Source organism: Mitsuaria sp. GD03876, assembly GCF_029840635.1.
Classification (GTDB): Bacteria; Pseudomonadota; Gammaproteobacteria; order Burkholderiales; family Burkholderiaceae_C; genus Roseateles.
Window position 1 is genome coordinate 69609 of sequence record NZ_JAOCCU010000025.1, and the last position, 22348, is coordinate 91956.

The 22348-nt window shown below is 68.6% G+C and carries 18 protein-coding genes; 7 read left to right on the top strand and 11 right to left on the bottom strand.

Translation table 11 applies throughout. From position 1 onward, the window contains the following. Window positions 1-27: 27 nt before the first annotated feature. The 3 genes from N5D62_RS16730 to N5D62_RS16740 form a co-directional block, all read right to left on the bottom strand. A complete protein-coding gene (locus tag N5D62_RS16730; protein WP_279758988.1) occupies window positions 28-1743 on the bottom strand; it encodes a PhoH family protein in 1716 nt (571 codons plus the stop codon). Between the two features lie 375 nt (window positions 1744-2118). Beyond that, the gene (locus N5D62_RS16735; protein WP_279758989.1) at window positions 2119-2598 is read right to left on the bottom strand and encodes a peroxiredoxin; all 480 of its coding nucleotides are present in this window, start codon (window positions 2596-2598) and stop codon (window positions 2119-2121) included. 128 nt (window positions 2599-2726) lie between these two features. Then, a complete protein-coding gene (locus N5D62_RS16740) occupies window positions 2727-3101 on the bottom strand; it encodes an Mth938-like domain-containing protein (protein WP_279758990.1) in 375 nt (124 codons plus the stop codon). A 144-nt stretch (window positions 3102-3245) separates the two neighbouring features. On the opposite strand from N5D62_RS16740, the gene N5D62_RS16745 reads away from it, so the two are divergent. The 6 genes from N5D62_RS16745 to N5D62_RS16770 all read left to right on the top strand — a co-directional run bounded on the left by N5D62_RS16745 (window position 3246) and on the right by N5D62_RS16770 (window position 9347). Then, window positions 3246-4472, top strand: coding sequence for a pyridoxal phosphate-dependent aminotransferase (locus tag N5D62_RS16745; protein ID WP_279758992.1), 1227 nt, complete (start codon window positions 3246-3248; stop codon window positions 4470-4472). 29 nt (window positions 4473-4501) lie between these two features. Next, on the top strand, window positions 4502-5824 hold the full coding sequence (locus N5D62_RS16750; protein WP_279758993.1) for a homoserine dehydrogenase: 1323 nt from the start codon (window positions 4502-4504) through the stop codon (window positions 5822-5824). Beyond that, entirely contained in the window at window positions 5821-7230 is a 1410-nt protein-coding gene (thrC, locus tag N5D62_RS16755; RefSeq protein WP_279758994.1) for a threonine synthase, read from the top strand. The genes N5D62_RS16750 and thrC overlap by 4 nt, the downstream gene beginning before the upstream one ends. After that, on the top strand, window positions 7223-8503 hold the full coding sequence (glp, locus tag N5D62_RS16760) for a gephyrin-like molybdotransferase Glp (protein ID WP_279758995.1): 1281 nt from the start codon (window positions 7223-7225) through the stop codon (window positions 8501-8503). The genes thrC and glp overlap by 8 nt, the downstream gene beginning before the upstream one ends. Before the next feature lie 71 nt (window positions 8504-8574). Then, window positions 8575-8826, top strand: coding sequence for a molybdopterin converting factor subunit 1 (gene moaD / locus N5D62_RS16765; RefSeq protein WP_279758996.1), 252 nt, complete (start codon window positions 8575-8577; stop codon window positions 8824-8826). Between the two features lie 227 nt (window positions 8827-9053). Further along, window positions 9054-9347 carry a hypothetical protein gene (locus N5D62_RS16770; protein ID WP_279758997.1) on the top strand — a complete coding sequence of 98 codons (294 nt, stop codon included), beginning with the start codon at window positions 9054-9056 and terminating at the stop codon, window positions 9345-9347. 25 nt (window positions 9348-9372) lie between these two features. Here N5D62_RS16770 and N5D62_RS16775 read toward each other — a convergent pair whose 3' ends face one another. The 4 genes from N5D62_RS16775 to N5D62_RS16790 form a co-directional block, all read right to left on the bottom strand. Continuing rightward, window positions 9373-10185 (bottom strand): thioesterase family protein, encoded by an 813-nt coding sequence (locus N5D62_RS16775; protein ID WP_279758998.1) that lies wholly within the window; start codon window positions 10183-10185, stop codon window positions 9373-9375. 112 nt (window positions 10186-10297) lie between these two features. After that, entirely contained in the window at window positions 10298-11944 is a 1647-nt protein-coding gene (locus N5D62_RS16780) for an NAD(P)/FAD-dependent oxidoreductase (protein WP_279758999.1), read from the bottom strand. Further along, complete coding sequence (locus N5D62_RS16785) at window positions 11926-13530, bottom strand: polyamine aminopropyltransferase (RefSeq protein WP_279759000.1); 1605 nt, start codon at window positions 13528-13530, stop codon at window positions 11926-11928. The genes N5D62_RS16780 and N5D62_RS16785 overlap by 19 nt, the downstream gene beginning before the upstream one ends. A 49-nt stretch (window positions 13531-13579) precedes the next feature. Further along, on the bottom strand, window positions 13580-14503 hold the full coding sequence (locus N5D62_RS16790; protein WP_279759001.1) for an SOS response-associated peptidase family protein: 924 nt from the start codon (window positions 14501-14503) through the stop codon (window positions 13580-13582). 357 nt (window positions 14504-14860) lie between these two features. Between N5D62_RS16790 and N5D62_RS16795 the strand changes: the two genes are divergently transcribed. Next, window positions 14861-17155 (top strand): P-loop NTPase fold protein, encoded by a 2295-nt coding sequence (locus N5D62_RS16795; RefSeq protein ID WP_279759002.1) that lies wholly within the window; start codon window positions 14861-14863, stop codon window positions 17153-17155. Between the two features lie 32 nt (window positions 17156-17187). On the opposite strand, the gene N5D62_RS16800 is transcribed toward N5D62_RS16795, so the two are convergent. Genes N5D62_RS16800 through N5D62_RS16815 form a run of 4 tightly spaced genes read right to left on the bottom strand, consistent with a single transcriptional unit; the run spans window position 17188 to window position 22293 of the window. Next, window positions 17188-18849: an asparagine synthase-related protein gene (locus N5D62_RS16800; RefSeq protein ID WP_279759003.1), complete on the bottom strand. Its 1662-nt coding sequence runs from the start codon at window positions 18847-18849 to the stop codon at window positions 17188-17190. After that, entirely contained in the window at window positions 18846-19841 is a 996-nt protein-coding gene (locus N5D62_RS16805) for a glycosyltransferase family 2 protein (RefSeq protein WP_279759004.1), read from the bottom strand. The genes N5D62_RS16800 and N5D62_RS16805 overlap by 4 nt, the downstream gene beginning before the upstream one ends. Further along, the gene (locus tag N5D62_RS16810; protein WP_279759005.1) at window positions 19838-21289 is read right to left on the bottom strand and encodes a lipopolysaccharide biosynthesis protein; all 1452 of its coding nucleotides are present in this window, start codon (window positions 21287-21289) and stop codon (window positions 19838-19840) included. The genes N5D62_RS16805 and N5D62_RS16810 overlap by 4 nt, the downstream gene beginning before the upstream one ends. Next, the gene (locus tag N5D62_RS16815; protein ID WP_279759006.1) at window positions 21286-22293 is read right to left on the bottom strand and encodes a glycosyltransferase family A protein; all 1008 of its coding nucleotides are present in this window, start codon (window positions 22291-22293) and stop codon (window positions 21286-21288) included. Before N5D62_RS16815 ends, N5D62_RS16810 begins: the two co-directional genes overlap by 4 nt. Window positions 22294-22348 lie beyond the last annotated feature (55 nt).

Consider the following 22348-nt stretch of genomic DNA (forward strand, 5'->3'; position numbering starts at 1 on the left):
TGGCTTTGCTGGTGGGGGCGGGGCGCCTCAGAGCACTTCGGAGGCGAAGTCCGCGAGCCGCGAACGCTCGCCGCGCGCCAGCGTGACGTGGCCGCTGTGGGCCCAGCCCTTGAACTTGTCGACCGCGAAGGTCAGGCCCGAGCTGCCCTCGGTCAGGTAGGGCGTGTCGATCTGCGCCAGGTTGCCCAGGCAGACGATCTTCGTGCCGGGGCCCGCGCGCGTGATCAGCGTCTTCATCTGCTTGGGCGTCAGGTTCTGCGCCTCGTCGATGATCACGTACTTGTTCAGGAAGGTGCGGCCGCGCATGAAGTTCAAGCTCTTGATCTTGATCTTGCTGCGCACCAGGTCGTTGGTCGCGGCCCGGCCCCACTCGCCCGCGGTGCTGTCGCCGCGCGCCAGCACCTCGAGGTTGTCGTCCAGCGCGCCCATCCAGGGGCTCATCTTCTCTTCCTCGGTGCCGGGCAGGAAACCGATGTCCTCGCCGACCGGGACCGTCACGCGGGTCACGATGATCTCGCTGTAGCGGCGCTCGTCGAGCACCTGCGACAGGCCCGCGGCCAGCGTCATCAGCGTCTTGCCGGTGCCGGCGGAGCCGGTCAGCGTGACGAAGTCGCAGTCCGGATCCATCAGCAGGTTCAGCGCGAAGTTCTGCTCGCGGTTGCGCGCGGTCACGCCCCAGACCGAGTGCTTCTGGTGGCCGTAGTCCTTGAGCGTGCGCAGCACCGCGGTCTTGCCGGTGATCTCCTGCACCTTGGCGTACAGCGGCGCGGCGCCGGGGGCCTCCAGGTACACGAGCTGGTTCACCAGCAGCGTGGGCACCAGCGGGCCGCTGATCCGGTAGAAGGTGGTGCCGCCTTGCTGCCAGCTTTCCATCGTCTTGCCGTGGCGCTCCCAGAAGTCGGGCGGCAGCGCCTGGACGCCGGTGTACAGGAGGTCGGAGTCCTCCAGCGTCTTGTCGTTGCGGTAATCCTCCGCCGGCAGGCCCAGCGCGCGGGCCTTGATGCGCATGTTGATGTCCTTGGACACCAGCACCACCTCGCGCCCGGGCTGCTGCTGCTTGAGCGCCTGCACGACGCCCAGGATCTGGTTGTCGGCCTTGCCCTGCGGCAGGCCCTGGGGCAGCGGCGTGTCGAACAGCGTCGTCTGGAAGAACAGCTTGCCGCCGGCCTCGCGGTGGCCGGTCTGGTCCAGCGGCAGGCCCTTGGACATCTCCTCGATGGAGCTGGATTTCAGCGCGGCGGCCAGCGCGTCGAGGTCTCTGCTGACCTGGCGCACGTTGCGGGCGACCTCGGTCATGCCCTTCTTGTGGCCGTCGAGCTCCTCGAGCGTGATCATCGGCAGGTAGATGTCGTGTTCCTCGAAGCGGAACAGCGACATCGGGTCGTGCATCAGCACGTTGGTGTCGAGCACGAACAGCTTGGCCGCGCCGGCCGGCTTGCGCGCCTTGGCGCGGCCGGGGGCGGTCTTCTTCGCGGGGGCCTTGGCGGGGGCGGGCGGCACCAGCGCCAGCGAGGGCGATCCGCCGCCGCGGGCTTCGACCGGCTCGACCCGCGGACGCACCGGCGCCACCGAAGGCAGCGCGGGGGAGGCGTTGGGCAGCTCGGGTTCGGCGAGGTTCGCGGCGATGGTGGCGGACGTGGGGGCCTCGAGCGCGGGAGGGCGTTTGCTGGGCGACAGGTTGGTCGCGAAGGCGTCGGAATCTAGGCGGCTGGCGCGCTTGGTCGGAGGCTTGGGCAGTGGCATGTGCGGGGTGGGACGACTTGCTTGATGAGCCTGGGTCGATGCGGTCCAGGAGTCATGCCCCGCGCCTGACGGGCGGTGGCGATGCCGGAGGTGTCGGCGGCATCGGTGGCCTCGACGTCGCGCGCGGTCCCCAGAAGACAAAAAGCCGCACCGGGGGCGGTGCGGCTCGTCCTAGGGGATTCAATCGCTGCGATCAGGCACAGGGGCATGCGGCTGATTATGCACAACTCGCCGACCGTGCCGATGACGGACAAATGGCGGCGTTGTTGTCGGACGCCGCCCCTGGCGGACCCGTGAAAACCCTGAGTCCGCGAAGCCGGATCGGTGGTCCGATCAACAGTCGCGCGCCCGTGCGCCGGGCGCGGCGGCGTCGGATCAGGCGGCTTCCTTCTTCAGGGCCTTGACCGCCTTCAGGACGTCGTCGACATGGCCGGCGACCTTGATGCCGCGCCATTCCTCGCGCAGCACGCCCTGGGGGTCGATCAGGAAGGTCGAGCGCTCGATGCCCTTGACCTTCTTGCCGTACATGATCTTGTTCTTCACCACGCCGAACATGTGGCAGAGTTTTTCCTCGGTGTCGGCGATCAGCTCGAAGGGGAGTTCCAGGTTCTGCTTGAACTTCTCGTGCGAGACCATGTTGTCGCGCGACACGCCCAGCACGACGGCCCCGGCCTTCACGAAATCCTTGTGGCGGTCGCGGAACTGCATCGCTTCGGTGGTGCAGCCCGGGGTGTTGTCCTTCGGGTAGAAGTACAGCACCACGGCATGGCCCAGGAAGGCGTGGGGTGTGAACTTCACGCCTCCGGTGGCAAGAGCTTCAATGTCCGGAAGGGGTTTGTTGAGCGCTGGCGTCATGTGGCGTTCTTCAGAGAGATGTGCCCCGGCGGGCATAGCCAGCGATTATACGTTGAATGGGTCCTTCCCCGGCCCAGCCGACCTGGACGAGTCGGTGCGCTCCCACAGAGAGGGAGCCGCCGGGCCGCTCAGTCCTCGATCAGCAGCGCCGCCAGCACCGCGCGGCCCTCGCTGGCCAGCACGTTGTAGGTGCGGCAGGCGGCGCCGATGTCCATCGTCTCCATGCCGATGCGCGCGTCGATCAGCGCGCGGTACAGCGCCGGCTTGGCGAAGCGGATCCTGGAGCCGCTGCCGAACACCACCAGTTCCGGCTTGAGCGCCAGGATGCGTTCGAAGTGCGCGTCGGTGAGGTCCTCGAAGCGGGCGACCTGCCAGTCCTGCGGCTGGCCCTTCCACGGCACCAGCACGCTGTGGGCCTGCTCGACGCCGTTGACCCACACGTGGCGCAGGTCGTGCTTGGAGATCATGTTGCCGCCGAGCGGCTGGTCGGGTTGAAATTTCATTGAGGCTGATTTTGGCAGCGACGCAGGGTGGCGCCGCGCGGCGCGTCCATTACCCGCGATAACCCTGTGTTTAAATCGACGGTCCTCGATTTTCCCCTCTGGGAATCTCGCCCCGACCCGCTGAAACCCCGCACCGGAGCCATCTTGAGAACCGTCACCAAGTCCAGCAAATTGGCCAATGTCTGCTACGACATCCGAGGACCCGTGCTGGACAAGGCCCGGCAGATGGAGGAAGAGGGCCAGAAGATCATCAAGCTCAACATCGGCAACATCGCCGCGTTCGGCCTGATGCCGCCCGACGAGATCGTGCAGGACATGATCCGCAACCTGCCCGACGCGGCCGGGTATACCGATTCCAAGGGCCTGTTCGCGCCGCGCAAGGCGGTGGTCCATTACTGCCAGGAAAAGGGCATCCGCGGCGTCGCCGTGGACGACGTCTACCTCGGCAACGGCGCGTCCGAGCTGATCGTGATGGCGCTCAACGCGATGCTGGACAACGGCGACGAGGTGCTGCTGCCCGCGCCGGACTACCCGCTGTACACGGCCGCCGTGGCGCTGTCGGGCGGCAACCCGGTGCACTACGTCTGCGACGAGTCGAGCGACTGGTTCCCCGACATCGCCGACATCAAGGCCAAGATCACGCCGCGCACGAAGGCGATCGTCGTGATCAACCCGAACAACCCGACCGGCGCGCTGTATCCCGAGGCGCTGCTGCGCGAGATCGTCGAGCTGGCGCGCCAGCACCAGCTGATCATCCTGGCCGACGAGATCTACGACAAGACGCTCTACGACGGCCATGTCCACACCAGCATCGCCGCGCTGTCGGACGACGTGCTGACGCTGACCTTCAACGGCCTGTCCAAGAACTACCGCAGCTGCGGCTACCGCGCCGGCTGGATGGTGGTGTCGGGCGACAAGCGCCATGCGCTGGACTACATCACCGGGCTGAACATGCTGGCCTCGATGCGCTTGTGCGCCAACACGCCGGGCCAGCTCGCGATCCAGACCGCACTGGGCGGCTACCAGTCGATCAAGGACCTGGTGGCGCCGGGCGGCCGGCTGGCGCGCCAGCGCGACCTCGCCTACGAGCTGCTGTCGCAGATTCCCGGCGTGAGCGTGGTCAAGCCCAAGGCCGCGCTGTACATGTTCCCCCGCCTCGACCCCAAGATCTATCCGATCGAGGACGACCAGCAGTTCGCCTACGAGCTGCTGGCCGAGGAGAAGGTGCTGATCGTCCAGGGGACGGGCTTCAACTGGAAGGCCCCCGATCATTTCCGGCTCGTGTTCCTGCCCAACACGGACGATCTCCGTGAAGCCGTCGGCCGCATCGAGCGTTTCCTGGCGGTCTATCGCAAACGCCACGGACGCTGACCCCTCGACCCTCTGAAAGATCCAAGACGATGAACCCGATCAAAGTTGGCCTGCTGGGCATTGGCACCGTCGGCGGAGGCACCTTCCAGGTGCTGCGCCGCAACCAGGAAGAGATCCGCGGACGCGCCGGCCGCGGCATCGAGATCGCGATGGTGGCGGACCTGGACGTCGAGCGCGCCCGCAGCATCGTCGGCGACGCCTGCACCGTGGTGTCGGACGCGCGCGCGGTGATCGCCAATCCGGAGATCGACATCGTCGTCGAGCTGATCGGCGGCTACGGCGTCGCGCGCACGCTGGTGCTGGACGCGATCAAGGCCGGCAAGCACGTGGTGACGGCCAACAAGGCGCTGCTGGCGGTGCACGGCAGCGAGATCTTCGCCGCGGCCCGCGAGAAGGGCGTGATGGTCGCCTTCGAGGCGGCGGTCGCCGGTGGCATCCCCATCATCAAGGCACTGCGCGAGGGCCTGACGGCCAACCGCATCGAGTGGATCGCCGGGATCATCAACGGCACGACCAACTTCATCCTGTCGGAGATGCGCTCCAAGGGGCTGGACTTCGCGACGGTGCTCAAGGAGGCGCAGCGGCTCGGGTACGCCGAGGCCGATCCGACCTTCGACATCGAGGGCGTCGACGCCGCGCACAAGGCCACGATCATGAGCGCGATCGCCTTCGGCATCCCGGTGCAGTTCGAGCAGGCCCACGTCGAGGGCATCACCCAGCTGCAGGCCACCGACATCAAGTACGCCGAGCAGCTCGGCTACCGCATCAAGCTGCTGGGCATCGCGCGCCGCCGCCAGGACGTGAAGGACGGCGGCATCGAGCTGCGCGTGCATCCGACGCTGATCCCGGCGGGCCGGCTGATCGCCAACGTCGAGGGCGCGATGAACGCGGTGCTGGTGCAGGCCGACGCGGTCGGCACGACGCTGTACTACGGCAAGGGCGCGGGCGCGGAGCCGACGGCCTCGGCGGTGATCGCCGACCTGGTGGACATCACGCGGCTGGCGACGGCCGATCCGGACCACCGCGTGCCGCACCTGGCCTTCCAGCCCGACGCGATGAACGACACGCCGATCCTGCCGATGGCGCAGGTGCAGACGGCCTTCTACCTGCGGCTGCGGGTGGCGGACCAGGCGGGCGTGCTGTCGAGCATCACGACCATCCTGGCCGAGCACGGCATCAGCATCGACGCGGTGCTGCAGCGCGAGTCCGCCGAGGGCGAGAGCCAGACCGACCTGATCATCCTGACGCACGACACGCTGGAAGGCCGCATGAGCGAGGCGCTGGCGAAGATGCAGGCGCTGCCGACGGTGCTGGCGCCGATCGTGAAGCTGCGCAAGGAAGAGCTGGCGTGAAGTACCTGAGCACCCGCGGCGACACCACCGAGCGCCATTTCTGCGACATCCTGCTGGAGGGCCTCGCGCCCGACGGCGGGCTGTACCTGCCGACCTCGTATCCGCGCGTCGACGCCGCCACGCTCGCGCGCTGGCGCGGCCTGTCGTACGCGGACCTCGCCATCGAGATCCTGTCGCTGTACATCGACGACATCCCGGCCGACGACCTGAAGGCGCTGGCGCGTCGCACCTACACCGAGGCCGTCTTCGGCACGCCCGAGATCACGCCGCTCAAGCCGCTGGAACCGGGCCTGGCGCTGGTGGCGCTGTCCAACGGACCGACGCTCGCGTTCAAGGACATGGCGATGCAGCTGCTGGGCCAGCTGTTCGAGTACGAGCTCCAGCGCCGCGGCGAGACGCTCAACATCCTGGGCGCGACCTCCGGCGACACCGGCAGCGCCGCCGAGTACGCGATGCGCGGCAAGGCCGGCATCCAGGTCTTCATGCTGAGCCCGCACGGCCGCATGAGCCCGTTCCAGCAGGCGCAGATGTTCAGCCTGTCGGATCCCAACATCCACAACATCGCCGTGCAGGGCGTGTTCGACGACTGCCAGGACATCGTCAAGGCCGTGTCCAACGACCTGGCGTTCAAGCGCGGTCATCGCATCGGCACCGTCAACTCGATCAACTGGGCGCGGCTGCTGGCGCAGGTCGTCTATTACTTCGCGGCCTACTTCCAGGCGACGAGGACGGACGCCGAGCGCGTCAGCTTCACCGTCCCGTCGGGCAACTTCGGCAACGTCTGCGCGGGCCACGTGGCGCGGATGATGGGCCTGCCGATCGAGCGCCTGGTCGTCGCGACCAACGAGAACGACGTGCTCGACGAGTTCTTCCGCACCGGCGTCTACCGCCCGCGCGGCGCCGAGCACACGCTGGAGACCTCGAGCCCGTCGATGGACATCTCCAAGGCCAGCAACTTCGAGCGCTTCGTGTTCGACCTGCTGGACCGCGACGCGGCCCGCGTGAATCGGCTGTTCGGCGAGGAGCTGGCCGCCAAGGGCTTCTTCGAGATCACCGCCGAGGAGCGCGCCCGGATCGCCGGGCGTTATGGCTTCGTCTCGGGCCGCAGCACGCATGAGGACCGCGTCGCGACGATCCGCCAGTGCCATGCGCAGTACGGCGTGGTCATCGATACCCACACGGCCGACGGTTTGAAGGTCGCGCTGACGCAGCGCCAGGCCGGCGTGCCGATGCTGGTGCTGGAGACGGCGCTGCCGGCGAAGTTCGCCGCCACGATCGAGGAAGCGCTCGGCATCGTGCCGCCGCGGCCTGCGGCGCTGGCGGACCTCGAGACCCGGCCCAAGCGCGTGACCGTGCTGCCGGTGTCGGTCGACCAGGTCAAGCAATTCATCGTCGAGCATGTCTGACACGACCCCCGCTCCGGGCGGCCCGACGCCGCGCGCGCCGATGCTGCCGATGGAGGAGGCGATCGAGCGCCTGCTGTCGCAGGTGACGTCGCTGGGCCGGACCGAGTCGGTCGCGACGCCGCTGGCGCGCGGCCGGGTGCTGGCGCGGGACCTGGTCTCGCCGCTGGACGTGCCGCCCTACGACAACAGCGCGATGGACGGCTACGCGATGCGCGCGGCCGACGTCGCGGCGCTGGGCGGCGAGGGCGCGGTCCTGCCGGTGTCGCAGCGCGTGCCGGCGGGCTCCGTGCCCGGGCCGCTGCAGCCGGGCACGGCGGCGCGGATCTTCACCGGCGCGACGGTGCCCGACGGCGCCGACACGGTGCTGATGCAGGAGGTCTGCGAAGCGATTCCCGATGCCGCCGGCGCGAGCCTGGGGCAGGTGCGCATCCACGCGCCGCTGACACCGGGACTGCACATCCGTCGTCGCGGCGAGGACCTGCGGGTCGGCCAGCCGGTGCTGGCGGCCGGGTCGCGCCTGAACGCCGCGTCGCTGGGGCTGGCGGCCACGGCCGGCGCGGCGGCGCTCACGGTGGCGGCCAAGCCGCGCGTGGCGCTGTTCTCCACCGGCGACGAGCTGGTGCTGCCCGGCGAGCCGCTGGGCCCCGGCCAGATCTACAACTCCAACCGCACGACGCTGCACGCGCTGCTGCTGGCGATGGGCTGCGAGGTGCGGGACCTGGGCATCGTGCCGGACTCGCTGGAGGCGACGCGCGCCGCGCTGCGCGAGGCCGCGAAGGACGCGGACCTGATCCTCAGCTCCGGCGGCGTGTCCGTCGGCGAGGAGGACCACCTCAAGCCCGCGCTCGAGCACGAAGGCCGGCTGGACCTGTGGCAGATCGCGATCAAGCCGGGCAAGCCGCTGGCGTTCGGCGAGGTCACCAGCGTCGGCGGCCGCACCTGGTTCATGGGCCTGCCCGGCAATCCGGTGTCGAGCTTCGTGACCTTCCTGCTGTTCGTGCGGCCGGTGCTGCTGCGGATGCAGGGCGCGACGCAGCTGGCGCCGCGCGGCTTCCTGCTGCCGGCCGAGTTCACCTGGACCAAGGCCGACAAGCGCCGCGAGTTCCTGCGCGCGAAGCTGAGCGACGCGGGTGGGTTGCAGCTGTTCGGCAACCAGAGTTCAGGCGTGATGAGTTCGGCCGCTTGGGCCGACGGGCTGATCGACCTGCCGCCGGGCAGCACGGTCGAGCCCGGGCAGGTGCTGCGCTTCCTGCCGTTCAACGACCTGTTCTGAGGTCCGACGCTCCGGCGCTTGCGACCTCCCGACCTCCCGACCTTTCGACCCTTCGACGAGCCGACTTCCAGATGACGATCACCGTGCGTTACTTCGCCTCGCTGCGTGAGGCCCTCGGCACCGACGAGCGCATCGCGCATCACGCCGGCGCGACGCTGGGCTCGATCCGCGACGCGCTGATCGCGACCGACGCCGCGCACGCCGAGGCGCTGGCGCGCGGCAAGGCGATCCGCTGCGCGCTGGACCAGCAGATCCTGCCGGAGGACACGCCGGTGAAGGACGGCTCGGAAGTGGCGTTCTTTCCGCCGGTGACCGGCGGTTGAGCGTGGAGGGCCGCGGGATGCGTGCCCTCCGAACATTCGCACCCCCGTCGGGGTGCCGCCTTCAGCACGAGACTTCCAGCCGCCTGGTCAGGCACTGATCCCGCATCGCCACGAAGCGTGGAGGTGGAGATGGCCGGGTCGTTGTTCCAACGAGGGGTTGAGCGCGATGCTCGCCAATGGACAGTTAAAAGAGGTGAACTGTGATGCGAAAACGGAAGAATGACACCGTGAAGGAACTGCTGAAGTTCAGCCGGGAGCTGCATGCCTGCGGCATCTTCGACGATGGGGCAATCCGAAGGATCGAGCACGCCGGGATGTTGCCGCCCGAACCCCTGACGCCGAAGGATTTCCGACTGATCCGGGAACAGTCCTCCTACAGCGTGTACACCTTGGCCCGCATGCTCAACACGACCGCGCGCCGCTATCGCCGCTGGGAACTCGGGCAAGGCAAGCCCCACGGCGCGGAGCTGAGGCTGCTGCGCATGTTGCGGGAACGTGGCGTGGACGCCGTGTTCCCGTGAGACCGGGAGCCCCGCCCGCCGGCCTTCACTCCTTGAAATAGACCATCTGATGCGTCGACGCCAGCATGTGGCCGTCGTCGCTCCAGACCTCGGCGGTCTGGTCGAAGTAGCCGTTGCGGAAGTTGAGCGCCTTGGCCAGCGCGAGCACGTGACGGTCGCCCTGCGCGGCCAGCATCGTCGAGTCCGCATGGAAATAGGTCGTCAGCGTGACGGTGCCGATGGCCACCGGCTTGCGGCGGCGCACGAAGATGCGGGGAAAGAAGGAGTCGCAGATCGCCGCGAGGGACGGGAAGTCCAGCGGCCGTGCGGGCTCGTCGCGGACCCAGTAGCGGCTGACCGAATGCGGCTGCTCCACGCCGTCGAACGGACCCGGCCCGTAGCCGGGCAGGAAGCGCATGTCGTAGCGCGAGACCCACTTCGGCAGGAAACCGACCCGGGGCAGCGGCTCGAGGTCGGCCGCGGGCGGGACATCCGCCGGATGTTCCGCCTCCTTCGCCGACCAGGTGTCGCGTCGCTGCGCGAAGACGGCGCTGCCGGTCGCGGCGACTTCGCCGTCCTGGGTCAGCTCGAGCGTCCAGTGCTGCGTCGAGCGGTTCGTGCGGGCGGGGCGGGCCTCGATCTCGAAGGCGCCATCGGCCAGCGGGCTGCAGAAGTTGACGGTCAACGCGATGGGCTCGCCGATGCGCTCCGAGTGCAGCAGCGCCGCGTTCAGCATCGCCGCGCCGGTCGTGCCACCGAAGGGCCCCACCATGTTGGCGTAGGCCGGCGTCGTCGCGCCGGCGAAGCGATGCCCGCCGGCCGGGGCGAGGAGGATGGCGTGGTCGAAGTCGTGAGGCATCGGGGCGCTCCTGGAGCAGCGAGGATGGGGCCATTCTGCGCAAGCGCGATGACCCTGGCTGTCACGTCAACGACCTTCGATTGGAGAGCCTCGTCTAGCGACGGCGGCGCCTCTAGCGCTCCTGGCGCTTCGCCAGCCGCGCCGCCACCGCCTCGCCCTGCGTGAACGCCTCCTCGAACACCGAGTAGCCCGCGAGGTCCGCATGCGCGAAGTGCAGCCGCCCCTGTGGGCGATCGCGCAGCGCCGCGAGCGCCGCCGATCCGCGCAACCCGGGATGCGGAATGCTCATCGCATGACCGTAGCGCATCAGCTCGATGCGCTGCAGCCGCTCCGGAAGATCCGGATGCAGCGGCGCGATGTCGGCGAGCACCCGGCCCGCCCACGCCCGCCAGTCGTCCTGCAGCAGGTCCTTGCGCTGCGACTCGCGCAGCGCGCGATAGGCCGTCAGCACCATCGGGCCGCGGCTCGGATCCAGGTCTTGCTGGTTCGCGTTGACATAGCCCAGCGCCTCGCCGCCGTAGGCGACGTTGTCCCACGACAGCGGCGCGCCGATGCGCTCCAGCGGCGGCCCGTCCAGCAGCAGGTTGGCCACCAGCCACGGCGCGTAGCGCATGCCGCGCGCCGCTTCCGTCAGCGCCGCCGGCGGTTGCGCCGGCAGCCGCGCGCCGATGAACAGCGGCATCGCCATCACGACCTGGTCGGCCTCCCAGCGCTCCGCCGCCTGCGCCGCGTCGTTCCAGGCGAGGACCTGCACGCCATGGCGTTCCTCCCTCACTCGCAACGCCGTGCGCCCGCCGTGGAAGGCCTCCGCCAGCGGCGCGGCCAGCCGCTCGGACAACCAGCCGTTGCCTTGCGGCCAGGTGAGCACGGCTTCGCGCTCCTCGCCGCTCATGAAGCCATGCCGGCTGCCGAAGTAGTGCAGGCCCGCCCACGCCGACACCTGCGAGGCGTCGGCCCCGTAGTCGTCGCGGCAGCAGTAGTCGAGGTACCAGCGCAGCGGCGCGGCGGTCAGTTGGTGTTCGTCGAGCCACGCGGCGAAGGTCACGGCGTCCAGCGCCTGATGGCCCGGTGTCCACGCGTGCTTCAGGCTCGGCATCGAGAAGCCGATCTCGCGTCGCGCCTGCTCGACCAGCTCGCCGAAGCGGCGGTACTGCGCCTGCACCTCGGGCGACTCCGCCGGCGGCAGCAGCCCGTCGACCCACTGGTCGTGCCACCACAGCCGTTCCTGTGGGCTGTGGCAGAGCCAGCGCTCCTCGTAGACCCAGCGACCGTGCTCCAGCCGCGCCAGGCCCAGGTCCTCGAGCAACGCCCGCACCTCGACCGCCTCGGGTCCCGGCGTCGGCAGGTAGTGCGCGCCGAGCGGGCAGCGCAGGCCCGGTCCCAGCGCGCCGCCGGCGCCGATCCGGTGCCCGCGGCTGTTGCCGCCGGGCCGGTCCTCCAGGTCGAGCAGCGCGACGTCGACGCCCTGCAGCCGCAGCCGGCGCGCGCAGGCCAGGCCCGCGATGCCGGCGCCCAGGACCAGCACCTGCGTCCGTTTCGGCGCGCCGGCCGCGGCCGCCCAGTCGGGCATCGCGCCGCGCAAGCGATGGCCACGTTCCCAGTTCGCGCCGGTCCATCCGCCGGGCAGCTCGGCCAGGCGCGCGGCGAGCCGGTCCGCGACCGGCCGCGCATCGGGCCCGCACGCGGACAGCATCGGCACCAGCGAGGCCGCCAGCGCGCTACTGAGCAGGTCGCGCCGCTTCAATGCAGCTTGCCCCATTCGCGCTCGAACTCGTGGACCAGCACCTGGTTGGAAAGCCGGTTCACCTCGAGTCCCTCGGGGCGCGCCATGTCGGGCGGGAAGTTCATCAGCGCGGGCAGTCCGTCCAGGCTGATGAAGCGCAGTCCGTCCGGCAGCTTGCGCGGCATCGCCCAGGGCCGGTGGCTCGCCATCACGTAGCCCCACTCGCCGAAGCTGGGCACGTGCGCGTGGTACGGCGTCGCGGTCAGGCCGACCGATTCGACGGTGTTCACGACGGTCCAGAACGCCCGCGGCGCCACCAGCGGCGAGGTCGACTGGATCACCGCGTAGCCGGAGGCGCTCAGGTGCTGGTCGACCAGCTTGTAGAAGCTGGCGGTGTAGAGCTTGCCCAGCGCGAAGTTGCTGGGGTCGGGGAAGTCGATGACGATGACGTCGTAGGTCTCGTCGTTCGTCTCCAGCCAGCCGAAGGCGTCCGCGTTGACGATCGTCAGCTTGGGGCTGAGCAGCGCGTCGTGGTTGAGCTGCTTGAGCAGCGGCATCGTCGAGAACAGCGTCGTCATGTGCGGGTCGAGCTCGACCAGCGTGATGCGCTCGACGGACGGGTAGCGCAGGATCTCGCGCACCGCCATGCCGTCGCCGCCGCCGAGCACCAGCACCTTGCGCGGCGCGCCCTGCGCGGCCATCGCCGGATGGACCAGGGCCTCGTGATAGCGGTACTCGTCGCGCGAGTGGAACTGCAGGTTGCCGTTGAGGAAGAGGCGGGTGCCGCCGGCGCCCTGGGTGACGACGATGCGCTGGTAGTTGCTGCTTTCCTTGAAGACGATCTGCTCGCCGTAGAAGCGGTCCTCGGCCCAGGTGCTGAGGCGGTCCGCGCCGGCCATCGCGGCGGCCAGCAGCGCGACCGACACCGCGCAGGTCAGCGCGTGGGAGCGCCAGGCGCGCAGCTCGGCGCGGAACAGCCACAGCGCCCAGATCGCGACGGCCACGTTGAGCAGCCCGAAGAACAGCCCGGTCCGCACCAGGCCCAGGTTGGGCACCAGCAGCAGCGGGAAGGCGACGGCGACGAGCAGCGCGCCGAGGTAGTCGAAGGTCAGCACCTGCGACACCAGTTCCTTGAGCGCGTAGCGCTGGCGGAAGTGGCGCTTGAGGATGCGCATCACCAGCGGGATCTCCAGGCCGACGAGGGTGCCCACCAGCAGCACCAGGCCGTAGAGCAGCACGCGGAAGGCCATCGCCTGCGAGGGCGGCAGCAGGCTGTGCGCGGTGAACAGGGCAGCGGGCATCAGGCCGCCGATCACGCCGACCAGCAGCTCCAGGCGCAGGAAGTGCGCGACCAGTTGGCGGTCGATGTAGCGCGACAGCCAGGAGCCCAGGCCCATCGCGAACAGGTAGGCACCGATGATGGTGGAGAACTGCAGGACGGAGTCGCCGAGCAGGTAGCTCGCCAGCGCGCCGGCGGCGAGCTCGTAGACCAGGCCGCAGGCCGCGATGACGAAGACGCTGGCCAGCAGCAGGATCTCGGGCAGCGAGGCGCGGGACGGCGCCTCGGCGGCGTCGTGGACGCCGTCGCCGTCAGGCGATGCGGCGGAGGGGTGTTCGGACATGGGGCGCGAGGCTATCACGCGGGGAAGGGCCTCCGGCGCCCCGCGGCCCTCAGGCCGCGAGCCGGTGCTCGTAGTAAGGCCGCTCGCGGTCGTCGAGGATCCGCTGCATCGCGTCGAGGTCGCCCTTCGGATCGAGCCAGGCGTCCAGGTGGGCCTCCTTGAGCGGGATCACGCAGCGGTCGTGGCCGGTGGCCGCGACCTCCGGCGGCGGCTCGTCGGTGATCGCCGCGAAGGACAGCAGCGTCGGCTCGCCCGGCGCTTCCCAGCGCGACCACAGGCAGGCCACCAGCAGGTCGCCCGCGCCCTGCGGGCTGAACTCCAGCACCTGCTTGCGGCCGTCCCGCTCGACGTTCTCGTAGAACGCGCTCGCGACCATCACGCCGTGGCTCACGCCGAACAGCCCTTTCCAATAGCCGTCCAGGCTGTCGCGTCGCGCGTTGTAGGCGCCGGGATACCGGGTGTCATGAAAGGCCGGCTTGCCCGCCGGCCGGCATTGGTAGCGCATCGGCTTGAGCACGCGCTCGCCGTTCTCCATCACCAGCACCGGCACGTACCAGCCGGGATAGATGCGCGCGTCCTGCTCCTGCGTCGGCGCGTCGCGTCCGAGATCGCCCAGCCAGCGCAGCCGTTGATCGATCTTCCCCAGCGCGATTCGGCGGCTGTCCTCCGCGGCCTTGGTTGGCTTGTCGGCGAGCTTGCGTTCGGCGTCCGCGACGCGGCGGCGCAGCTCGAAGAGCTCTTGCTCGACCTCCCGCGTGCGCGACGCGCGGTACGCCAGCACGGCCTCGCGGGCACGCCGTTCTTCGTCGGTGGCCGGCTCCGCGACCATCGCCTCCATCGCCTTGGGGATGGGCAGCTTGCGGCCGTCGGCCCGTTCCCAGAACAGTTCGACGTACTCGGCCAGCGAGATCCTCACGCCCAGGCGGGTACAGAAGGTCTTCCATTCCTGGCGGATGCGGGCGCTGTAGCACATCGCGCGATGCTAGTTGCGGCGCGCGCGCCGGTCGCCCCCCCGCTTCAGGCGTTCACACCCTATATTTGGATGAAGGCCGAGCCGAGGATTGCGCGCATGAATCTCTTGACCAGCGAGTCCTGCGTCAGCGCCCGTGTCCGAGCATCGCGCGTGGTTTGGGTCGCACAGCGCTGATCTACGATTCGAACGTAGGTATGAAACGAGGGAGAACAACATGATCTATGCAAGACGCTGGCCAAGTGGCGACATGCCGCGCTCGACGCACTTCGATCACTGGCCGCCGCTTAGTCGGGCTGCGGCGCATGGTCACAGGCTGCTCCGCGGCGTTCGTGGCGGCGCCGCGTCCCAATGATCGGCTTGTCCCTGCGCTGGGCGCGATGGCATGCCAAGAGAAGCGCCGAGTCGGCCAGATCCAATTCGCCGGCTGCTGGCATTGGCGCTGAATCTCCGATTCGTACTGCTTCGGAGGATCGTCTGCGTCGGTCAGGCTTTGCGGACCGCATCGCCAATGTGCTGTCTGAGTTGAGTCCGCGTGAAGGAAGGGTGTTCGCAATCCGCGGCCGTTGGGGCTTCGGAAAGTCTTCGCTGAAGAATCTCATTACGGAGCGCCTCGACTCTCATCGGACTGGTGCTGATTGGCTCGACTTCAATCCGTGGCAATGGGGTAGTGGCGATGTCATTGCTCGAGCCCTGTTCACGCAGATTTCGAATCGGCTTGGCGGGGTTCACTCCACAGACGCCCTCAAGCGAGCCGAAATCCTGCGTCGCTATGGCGCGATTCTCACTGGCGCCGGTGGCCCCCTGAAGACTGCTGCAAGCTCTCACGGGTGGAGTACTGCGCTACTGACCAATGCATCGGTTGTTGCAATCGCATCTGCCGTTGGATTCAACCTGCCGACTGTCGCGAAGGTCGCCGCTGCTCTCGCAGCTCTTGCCGTTGTTGTTAACGTGATTGGCCGTGTCATGGCTCATTTCGGTCGCGACAGGGGGGCGGATCCTATCGATGACGTTCGGCGAGAACTGGAAGCGCAACTGCGCAATCTCGATCGACCACTCGTCGTCTTTGTGGACGACATCGATCGCCTCGAGCCCGAGCAGATTCGGATGCTCCTACGGCAGGTGAAAGCAAACGCCAATTTGCCCAACATCGTGTTCGTGTTGCTGTTCCAAGCCAGCATCGTTGAGCAGGCACTTGACCCCGTCGTAGACGGCGAGGGTCGTGCATTTCTGGAGAAGATCGTGCAAGCGAACTTCGACTTGCCTGTGGTCCCTCCGGCGGTCGTCCATCGGATCTTTGCCGCCGAACTTGCCGAGGTCTGCGAGCGCTTCGCGACGGAGGCGAACGGCTTTTCCTACACGCGTTGGGGAAATGTCTTTGTCGGCTGCATTCAGCCATTCCTGCTAAACGTGCGCGACGCACGACGCTTGCTTTCCTCAATTGCGATTCACTTGCCGCTGCATGTGGAGGAGCAAGGGCTTGAAGTGAACCTTGTCGACTTCTTGCTCTTGGAAACGCTACGTGTTTTCGAACCGGACCTGCGAGAGACACTCGGGCGAGAGAGAACTCTGGTGTTGCAGGAACGGCGCTTTCCTCAGGATGGGAGAGCAGACGCGGATCGAGCCGCCGCCGTGCACCACCTAGAGGCCGTAGCACCCGCCCGGCGGAATGCCGCGCGTGACGCTGTTATCGAGCTCTTTCCAACTTTGGAATGGGCCTTTGGAGGCATGCACTACGAGGGTGCCCAGGCCACTTGGTTGGTCGAAAAGCGCGTCTGCGTGGCACGCTACTTCCCTCGCTACTTCGAACTGCTGACGCCAGAGGGTGAGATTTCTGACGCGCGCTTCAACGCGTTTCTTGCCGCTGCAACGACCGAAGAGCGTTTGACCCTCGAGATCACGGCACTTGAGTCCGACGGACTGCTGCCCTCTCTCGCAGCTCGACTTGATGAGGCTGTCGATCGTCTGCCGCTTGAAACTCCCAGCGTTCTGCTATTAGGCATGTTTCGTATCGGAGAAGCACTTGCTGGCGATCCAAAGAATTCAGGGCCATTCAATAGCCCTTGGATCTCCGCGTGGAGGGCCACCAATTGGTTTCTCGCCCGTCTGCCAACGGAAAGTCGAGGGCCTTGGGCCCTCGCCGCGCTTCGCCAAACGGAGGCACTTTCCGTCGCGGACATGCTTATCCACTTGAGTGATCCCGAAGATCGCAAAGATGGTGAGCAGCGACGTTCAAACCCAGTCCTGGACGGGGACGAGGTCGTGGCGCTCAAAGGCGAATGGCTTGATGTGATTCGTAGGCTTGCGAAAACCGACGCTTTGATGCGATCGCCAAGTCTCATCTCTTGGCTCTATCGGTGGAGGGACTACTCCGGGTCCTCCGATGAACCACTGGCCTGGGTTCGCGATGCGGTGCGATCGGATGAAGGATTCATCTCTGTCATCACGCGTATGAAGACTCGTGGCACAACGCAGTCCTCCCGTGATCGGGTCTCCACGCCGATGAACAAGTTTGAACGGGCTGCGATTGAGACCTTCCTGGGTCTCGAGGAGACCAGCAGACGCGCTGCGACCATCAACCCCGCCGCATTCCCCGAGCACGAGAACGACCTGGTGCTGCTGAAGAGGACACTCGCCGATTGGGGGGCGGGCTAAGGCAACGATCGCCTGGCGATTCGCGCTGTGGCTCACACCCGATAGTTGGGCCGCCGTCCGCGCAGCCACTGCTCCATCATCATCAGGATCCACACCATCTCGCCGTAGTAGCCGGGGTGTTCCGGCAGGCGGTGCTTGAGCAGGTCCTGGATGAAGGCCGGGCGCACGATGCCGCGCGTGGACAGGCTGCCCAGCGAGTCCTGCGCCAGCGCGTGCAGCCCCGCGTCGCGCGTGGCCCAGACGCCGAAGGGCAGGCCGAAACCCTGCTTCTTCTTGACGATGATCTCCTCGGGCAGGAAACCGCGCAGCGCCTCCTTGAAGAACCAGCGCAGCTTCAGCCCCTTGAGCTTGTAGTCCGCCGGCAGCCGCTCGGAGAAGGCCAGCAGCTCGTCGTCCAGCATCGGGAAACCGACCGAGGTCCCCGCCAGGCCCGTCGTGCCGACCACCTTGGGCAGGTCGGTGTCGGCCAGCGTGTAGCGCCAGTCGAAGGCCAGCATCCGGTCCACCAGCTTGCCGGTCCGGATCGCGTTCCAGACCTGGCGCTGCTGCTTCTGCGGCCCCAGCGGATCGACACGCCGCAGGAAGTCGGTCTCCAGCACGTCCGCCATGCCCAGCCGCGTCAGCAGGTTGTAGCTCTGCAGCCGGTCGGGCATCGGCACGCGCGCCTGGTCGATGTAGCTCGCGCCCTTCTTGAGCAGCGGCAGCTTGCCGATCGGCGAGCCGAACACCGGCTGCAGCACGAAGTCGCGCAGCGGCGCCGGCACCTCGCCGTACCAGGAGAACACCGTCTGCTTCGCGTAGCGCGTGTTGCCGCCGAACAGCTCGTCCCCGCCGTCGCCGGCCAGCAGGTGCCGCACGCCGTTGTCATGCGCCCGGCGCGCGCAGTAGTACGCCGGCAGCGCCGAGCTGTTGCCGAAGGGCTGGTCGTAGTGGGTCGCGACCTTGGCGATCCCGTCGACCAGGTCCTTGGGCGTCACGTAGTACTCGTGGTGCCGGCAGCCGAAGTGCTTGGCCGCGATCCGCGCGAAGGCCATCTCGTCGTAGCCCTCGGCCTCGAAGCCGATCGAGTAGGTGTCCGCGCCGCGCCCGGCGACCCGGCTCAGCATGCCCGCCACCGTCGAGCTGTCGGTGCCGCCGCTCAGGAAGCAGGCCGCGTCGGACCCGCGCACCTGGCGCCGGACCGCGCGCTCCAGGATCTGCTGGAACTCCGCCTTCAGGTCCTCCAGCTTGGGCGCGGGATCGGCGCGGAAGCTCGGTGTCCAGTACGGCAGCACGCGCAGCTCGCCGCGCTCGAAGATCGCCACGTGCCCCGGCGGCAGCCGGAACACGTTGCGGAACACCGTGCGCGGCGACGGGATCACATGGAAGTAGAGATAGTCGAACAGCGCCTGCGGATCGAGGTCGGCATCGTCGCCGGCGAGGTCGTCCGCGCGCGTCGCGAAGCGCAGTTCGTGGCCGACGATGCGATAACACAGCGGCTCGATGCCGAAGCGGTCGGTGGCCAGCACCGTGCGCCCGCCGGGCTGGCGCCACGCCACGGAGAAGCGCCCGCCGACCTGCGACAGCCCCGGCGCCGGATCGGCGGCCGACAGCAGCGTCTGCCAGGCCGCGTCGCGCTGCGCCTCGGTCGCGTCGGCCGGCAGGCCGGGCAGGCTCGGATGCCCGGTGGACAGGAAGGTGGCGGTGCTGGTCATTGTTCTCGGTCTTGTGAGGGCCGGGTCGGCGGAACGGATGGCAACCAGTGCGGCCCGCGCGTCAGGCAGGCGTCGCGGTGCCGCCGGATGCGCGGCACTTCCGGAATGACGCGCAGGACGGCCCCCCAGCCGGCCAGCGCCTCCACCCAGTTGAAATAGACGAACAGCTGCTGCGCGCTCTGCACCGCCTGCGACGCCAGCGCGTACCAGACGTTGCGGCCGAAGCGGCCCTCGGGTTTCTTGATCTCGTTGACGACGATCGAGCGCAGCCGCGAGCGCCGCTTGCGCAGCAGCTGCCCGGCCGGGATCGACGACGCCGGCGTATGGAACCCGCGCAGGTGGCGGAAGGTCGCCGCCGGCACCAGCGCGATGCCGAAGCCGTGGTGCCGCGCGCGGGCGCACAGGTCGTCGTCCTCGCAGTACAGGAAGAACAGCGGATCGAAGCCGCCGACCTGCTCCAGGAACTCGCGCGTCAGCAGCCACGCCGCCGCCGGCAGCGCATGCGCGCGGTAGTGGCCGGCGATCGGATGGCCCATCACCGCGTCGGTCAGGTAGGCCGTCGCATGCGGCGCGACGTAGTAGCGCAGGAAGGTCGGGTCCATCGCCGCGCCGTCGCCGTCGAGCTGCAGCGGGCACAGGATGCCCAGCGACGGGTCGGCCTCGGCCTGGCGCAGCAGCTGCGCGATCGCGTCCGGCGCCAGCACCGTGTCCTGGTTGAGGATGAAGACCTGGCGCGCGCCGTCGGCCAGCGCGCGCGCGATGCCGATGTTGTTGGCGCGGCCGAAGCCGAGGTTCTCGGCCTGGGGCAGCAGCGTGACCTCGGGGAAGCCGCCGACGATCGCGCGCGTCTCGTCCGAGGACGCGTTGTCCACGACGATCACCCGCAGCGGCACGGTGCTGTCGCGCAGCGCGCGCAGGCAGTCCGCCATCCACGGCGCGCCGTTGAAGCTGACGATGACGCAGGCGACGTCGGCCGCGGGCAGGGCGCTCATGGCAGGGCTCGCTTGCGCAGGTGCTGGAGGGAGCGCATCAGTTCCTGCGCGAGCGGATGTTGCAGCGACGCCGCCGCGACCAGCAGCCCGGCCAGGCCGGCCGCGCCGGTCAGCAGCAGGCCGACCAGCAGCGGCAGCTGGTAGCGGTGCGCGACCTCGGCCACCAGCGCCTGCGCCGCGATCGAGCCGGCCGCCACCAGCGCGCTCTTGAGGCTGGGGCCGAGCAGCGTGCGCGTCGTCGCGCCCAGCAGCGTGCGCATGTAGTAGACGTAGAGCGACAGCGCCACCAGGTGGCTGACGATCCACGACGCGGCCAGCGCCTCCAGGCTGATGCGCGAGGCGACCAGCAGCACCGCCAGGTGGATCGGGCTGTAGACCAGGTTGATGCGCAGCCGCTTGGCCACGTGGCCGGTCGCGTTGAGCAGGTTGGGGCCGAGGCTGTAGAGGTAGGTCGGCATGATCGCCAGCGCCAGCAGCGTGCAGATCGGCGCCGCGGCGTCCCACTGCGGCCCGAACAGCAGCCGCATGATGTCGCGCGACATCAGCGCCACGAAACCGAAGAAGGGCCAGGCGATCGCCGTCATCATCGCGGTGCCCTGCGCGTACAGCGTCGGCAGGTCGCCGCCCTGGCGGTGCTGGTCGGCGAAGGCCGGCGTGGCCACGCGCAGCACCGCCGAGGTGACGTTCGTGTAGAACATCTCCAGCAGCCCCAGCGCGCGGCTGAACAGGCCCACCGAGGTCAGCCCGAAGCTGCGGGCGATGATGAACTCGTGGGCATTGCGGGTGAAGGTCTCGATCAGGCGGCTGGTCACGAAGTACGAGCCGTAGCCGAAGACATGCTTCATGCCCTTGAGCCCGGGCAGCAGCAGCGTGCCCGGCGGCCGCATCGCCAGCAGCAGCAGCGCCTGGAAGGCGGTGTTGGCCACGCTGGCCCAGGCCAGGCTGCGGAAGCCGAAGCCGTTCATCGCCAGCAGCACGCCGGTGCAGGCATGCACCATCGACGACGAGAACTGGATGATGAAGATCCTGCGGAATTCCATGTGCCGGTTCAGCAGCGCGAAGGCCGGCGAGGCGAAGGGCAGGATCGCGAAGTTCAGCGCCAGGATGCCGATCACGTCGACGACGCCGGGCTCGCGCAGGTACTCGGCCAGCGGATGGCGCGCCAGCAGCGCCACCAGGCCCACCGACCAGCCGATCGCGATCGCGCCGGCATAGGCGGCGCGCAGCTTGTCCTCGGTGAGTTCCTTCTCCTGGATCAGGTACTCGCTGATGCCGAAGTCGCGCAGCACCGTGGCCACGGTCACGAAGGCGGCGCAGACGGAATAGACGCCGATCTGCGCCGGCGTCAGCAGGCGCGCCAGCGCCATCGTCGACGCGATGTTGACGATCAGGCTGGCGTAGCGTTCCGCGAAGGACCAGACGAGGGCCCCGCGCACCTTGGCGTTCATGCGGGCGCGCTCCCCGATCGCCGGAACAGCTTCTCGCCGAGCACGCGGAACGGCACCGCCGCCGCGTAGAGCAGGAAGGTCGGGTCGAAGCGCAGGATGTCGCGCACCAGCTTGAAGTTGATCGCCTTGCCGTGGCGCACGCGGTGCAGCAGGTCGCGCACGACGTCCTGCTGCAGGTTGCGGATGGTGCGCTGGTTGTTGCGGTGCTGGCTGTCGGTCAGCCGGTAGAAGCGCGGCACCGAGGTCCAGACGAACAGCTCGTTGCGCAGCCGGTGCAGCGAGCGCTCGGTGCCCCAGCCCGCGCCCTGGTAGATGTTGATGCCCTCGCCGTTGTTGCAGTCGACCTCGGTCGAGAAGCAGAAGGTCGCGCCGCCGGCGCCCAGGTCCATCCAGAAGAAGAAGTCCTGGCCGTTGAAGAACTCCTCGCGGAAGCGCAGCGCCGGGAAGCGGTCGAAGCGGTAGACCACCGTCGAGGTCTGGATCAGCCCGCCGCCGTCGCTCAGGATGTGCTCCAGCGGCGACACGCCCAGGTCGAAGCCCGGCGGCTGCGCGCTGACCGGCGCATGCGGCTTGTCCAGCGTGCCGATGCGCTCGAAGTTGGTCTGGTCCGGATAGTTGAACGACCACCAGTCGGCGAAGTAGCCGTCGAAGCGCTCGCCCATCACGGCCAGCGCGTTCTCGAGGTGGTTCGGGCGCCAGTCGTCGTCGGAGTCGAGGAAGGCGACGTAGCGGGTGCCGGCCGGCACCAGGTCCAGCGCCTTGTTGCGGGCCGAGCCGGCGCCGCCGTTGGGCTTGCGGTGCACCGTCAGCTGCGCGCGCGGGAACTCGGGATGCGCGTCGACCTCGGCCTGCGCCGGGACCGGGGACTCGTCGTCGACGACGATCACGTGGAGGCGGTCGGCGATCGTCTGCGCGAAGGCCGACGCCAGCGCCTTGGGCAGCAGCCCGGCCTGGCGCTGGAAATGCGGGATGACGACGGCGATCAGCGGCGGGGTGGTGCTCATTGGGAAGCTCCCTGGACATCGGCCCGCGGGCGGCCCGGGGCGGCCTCGGGCGTGG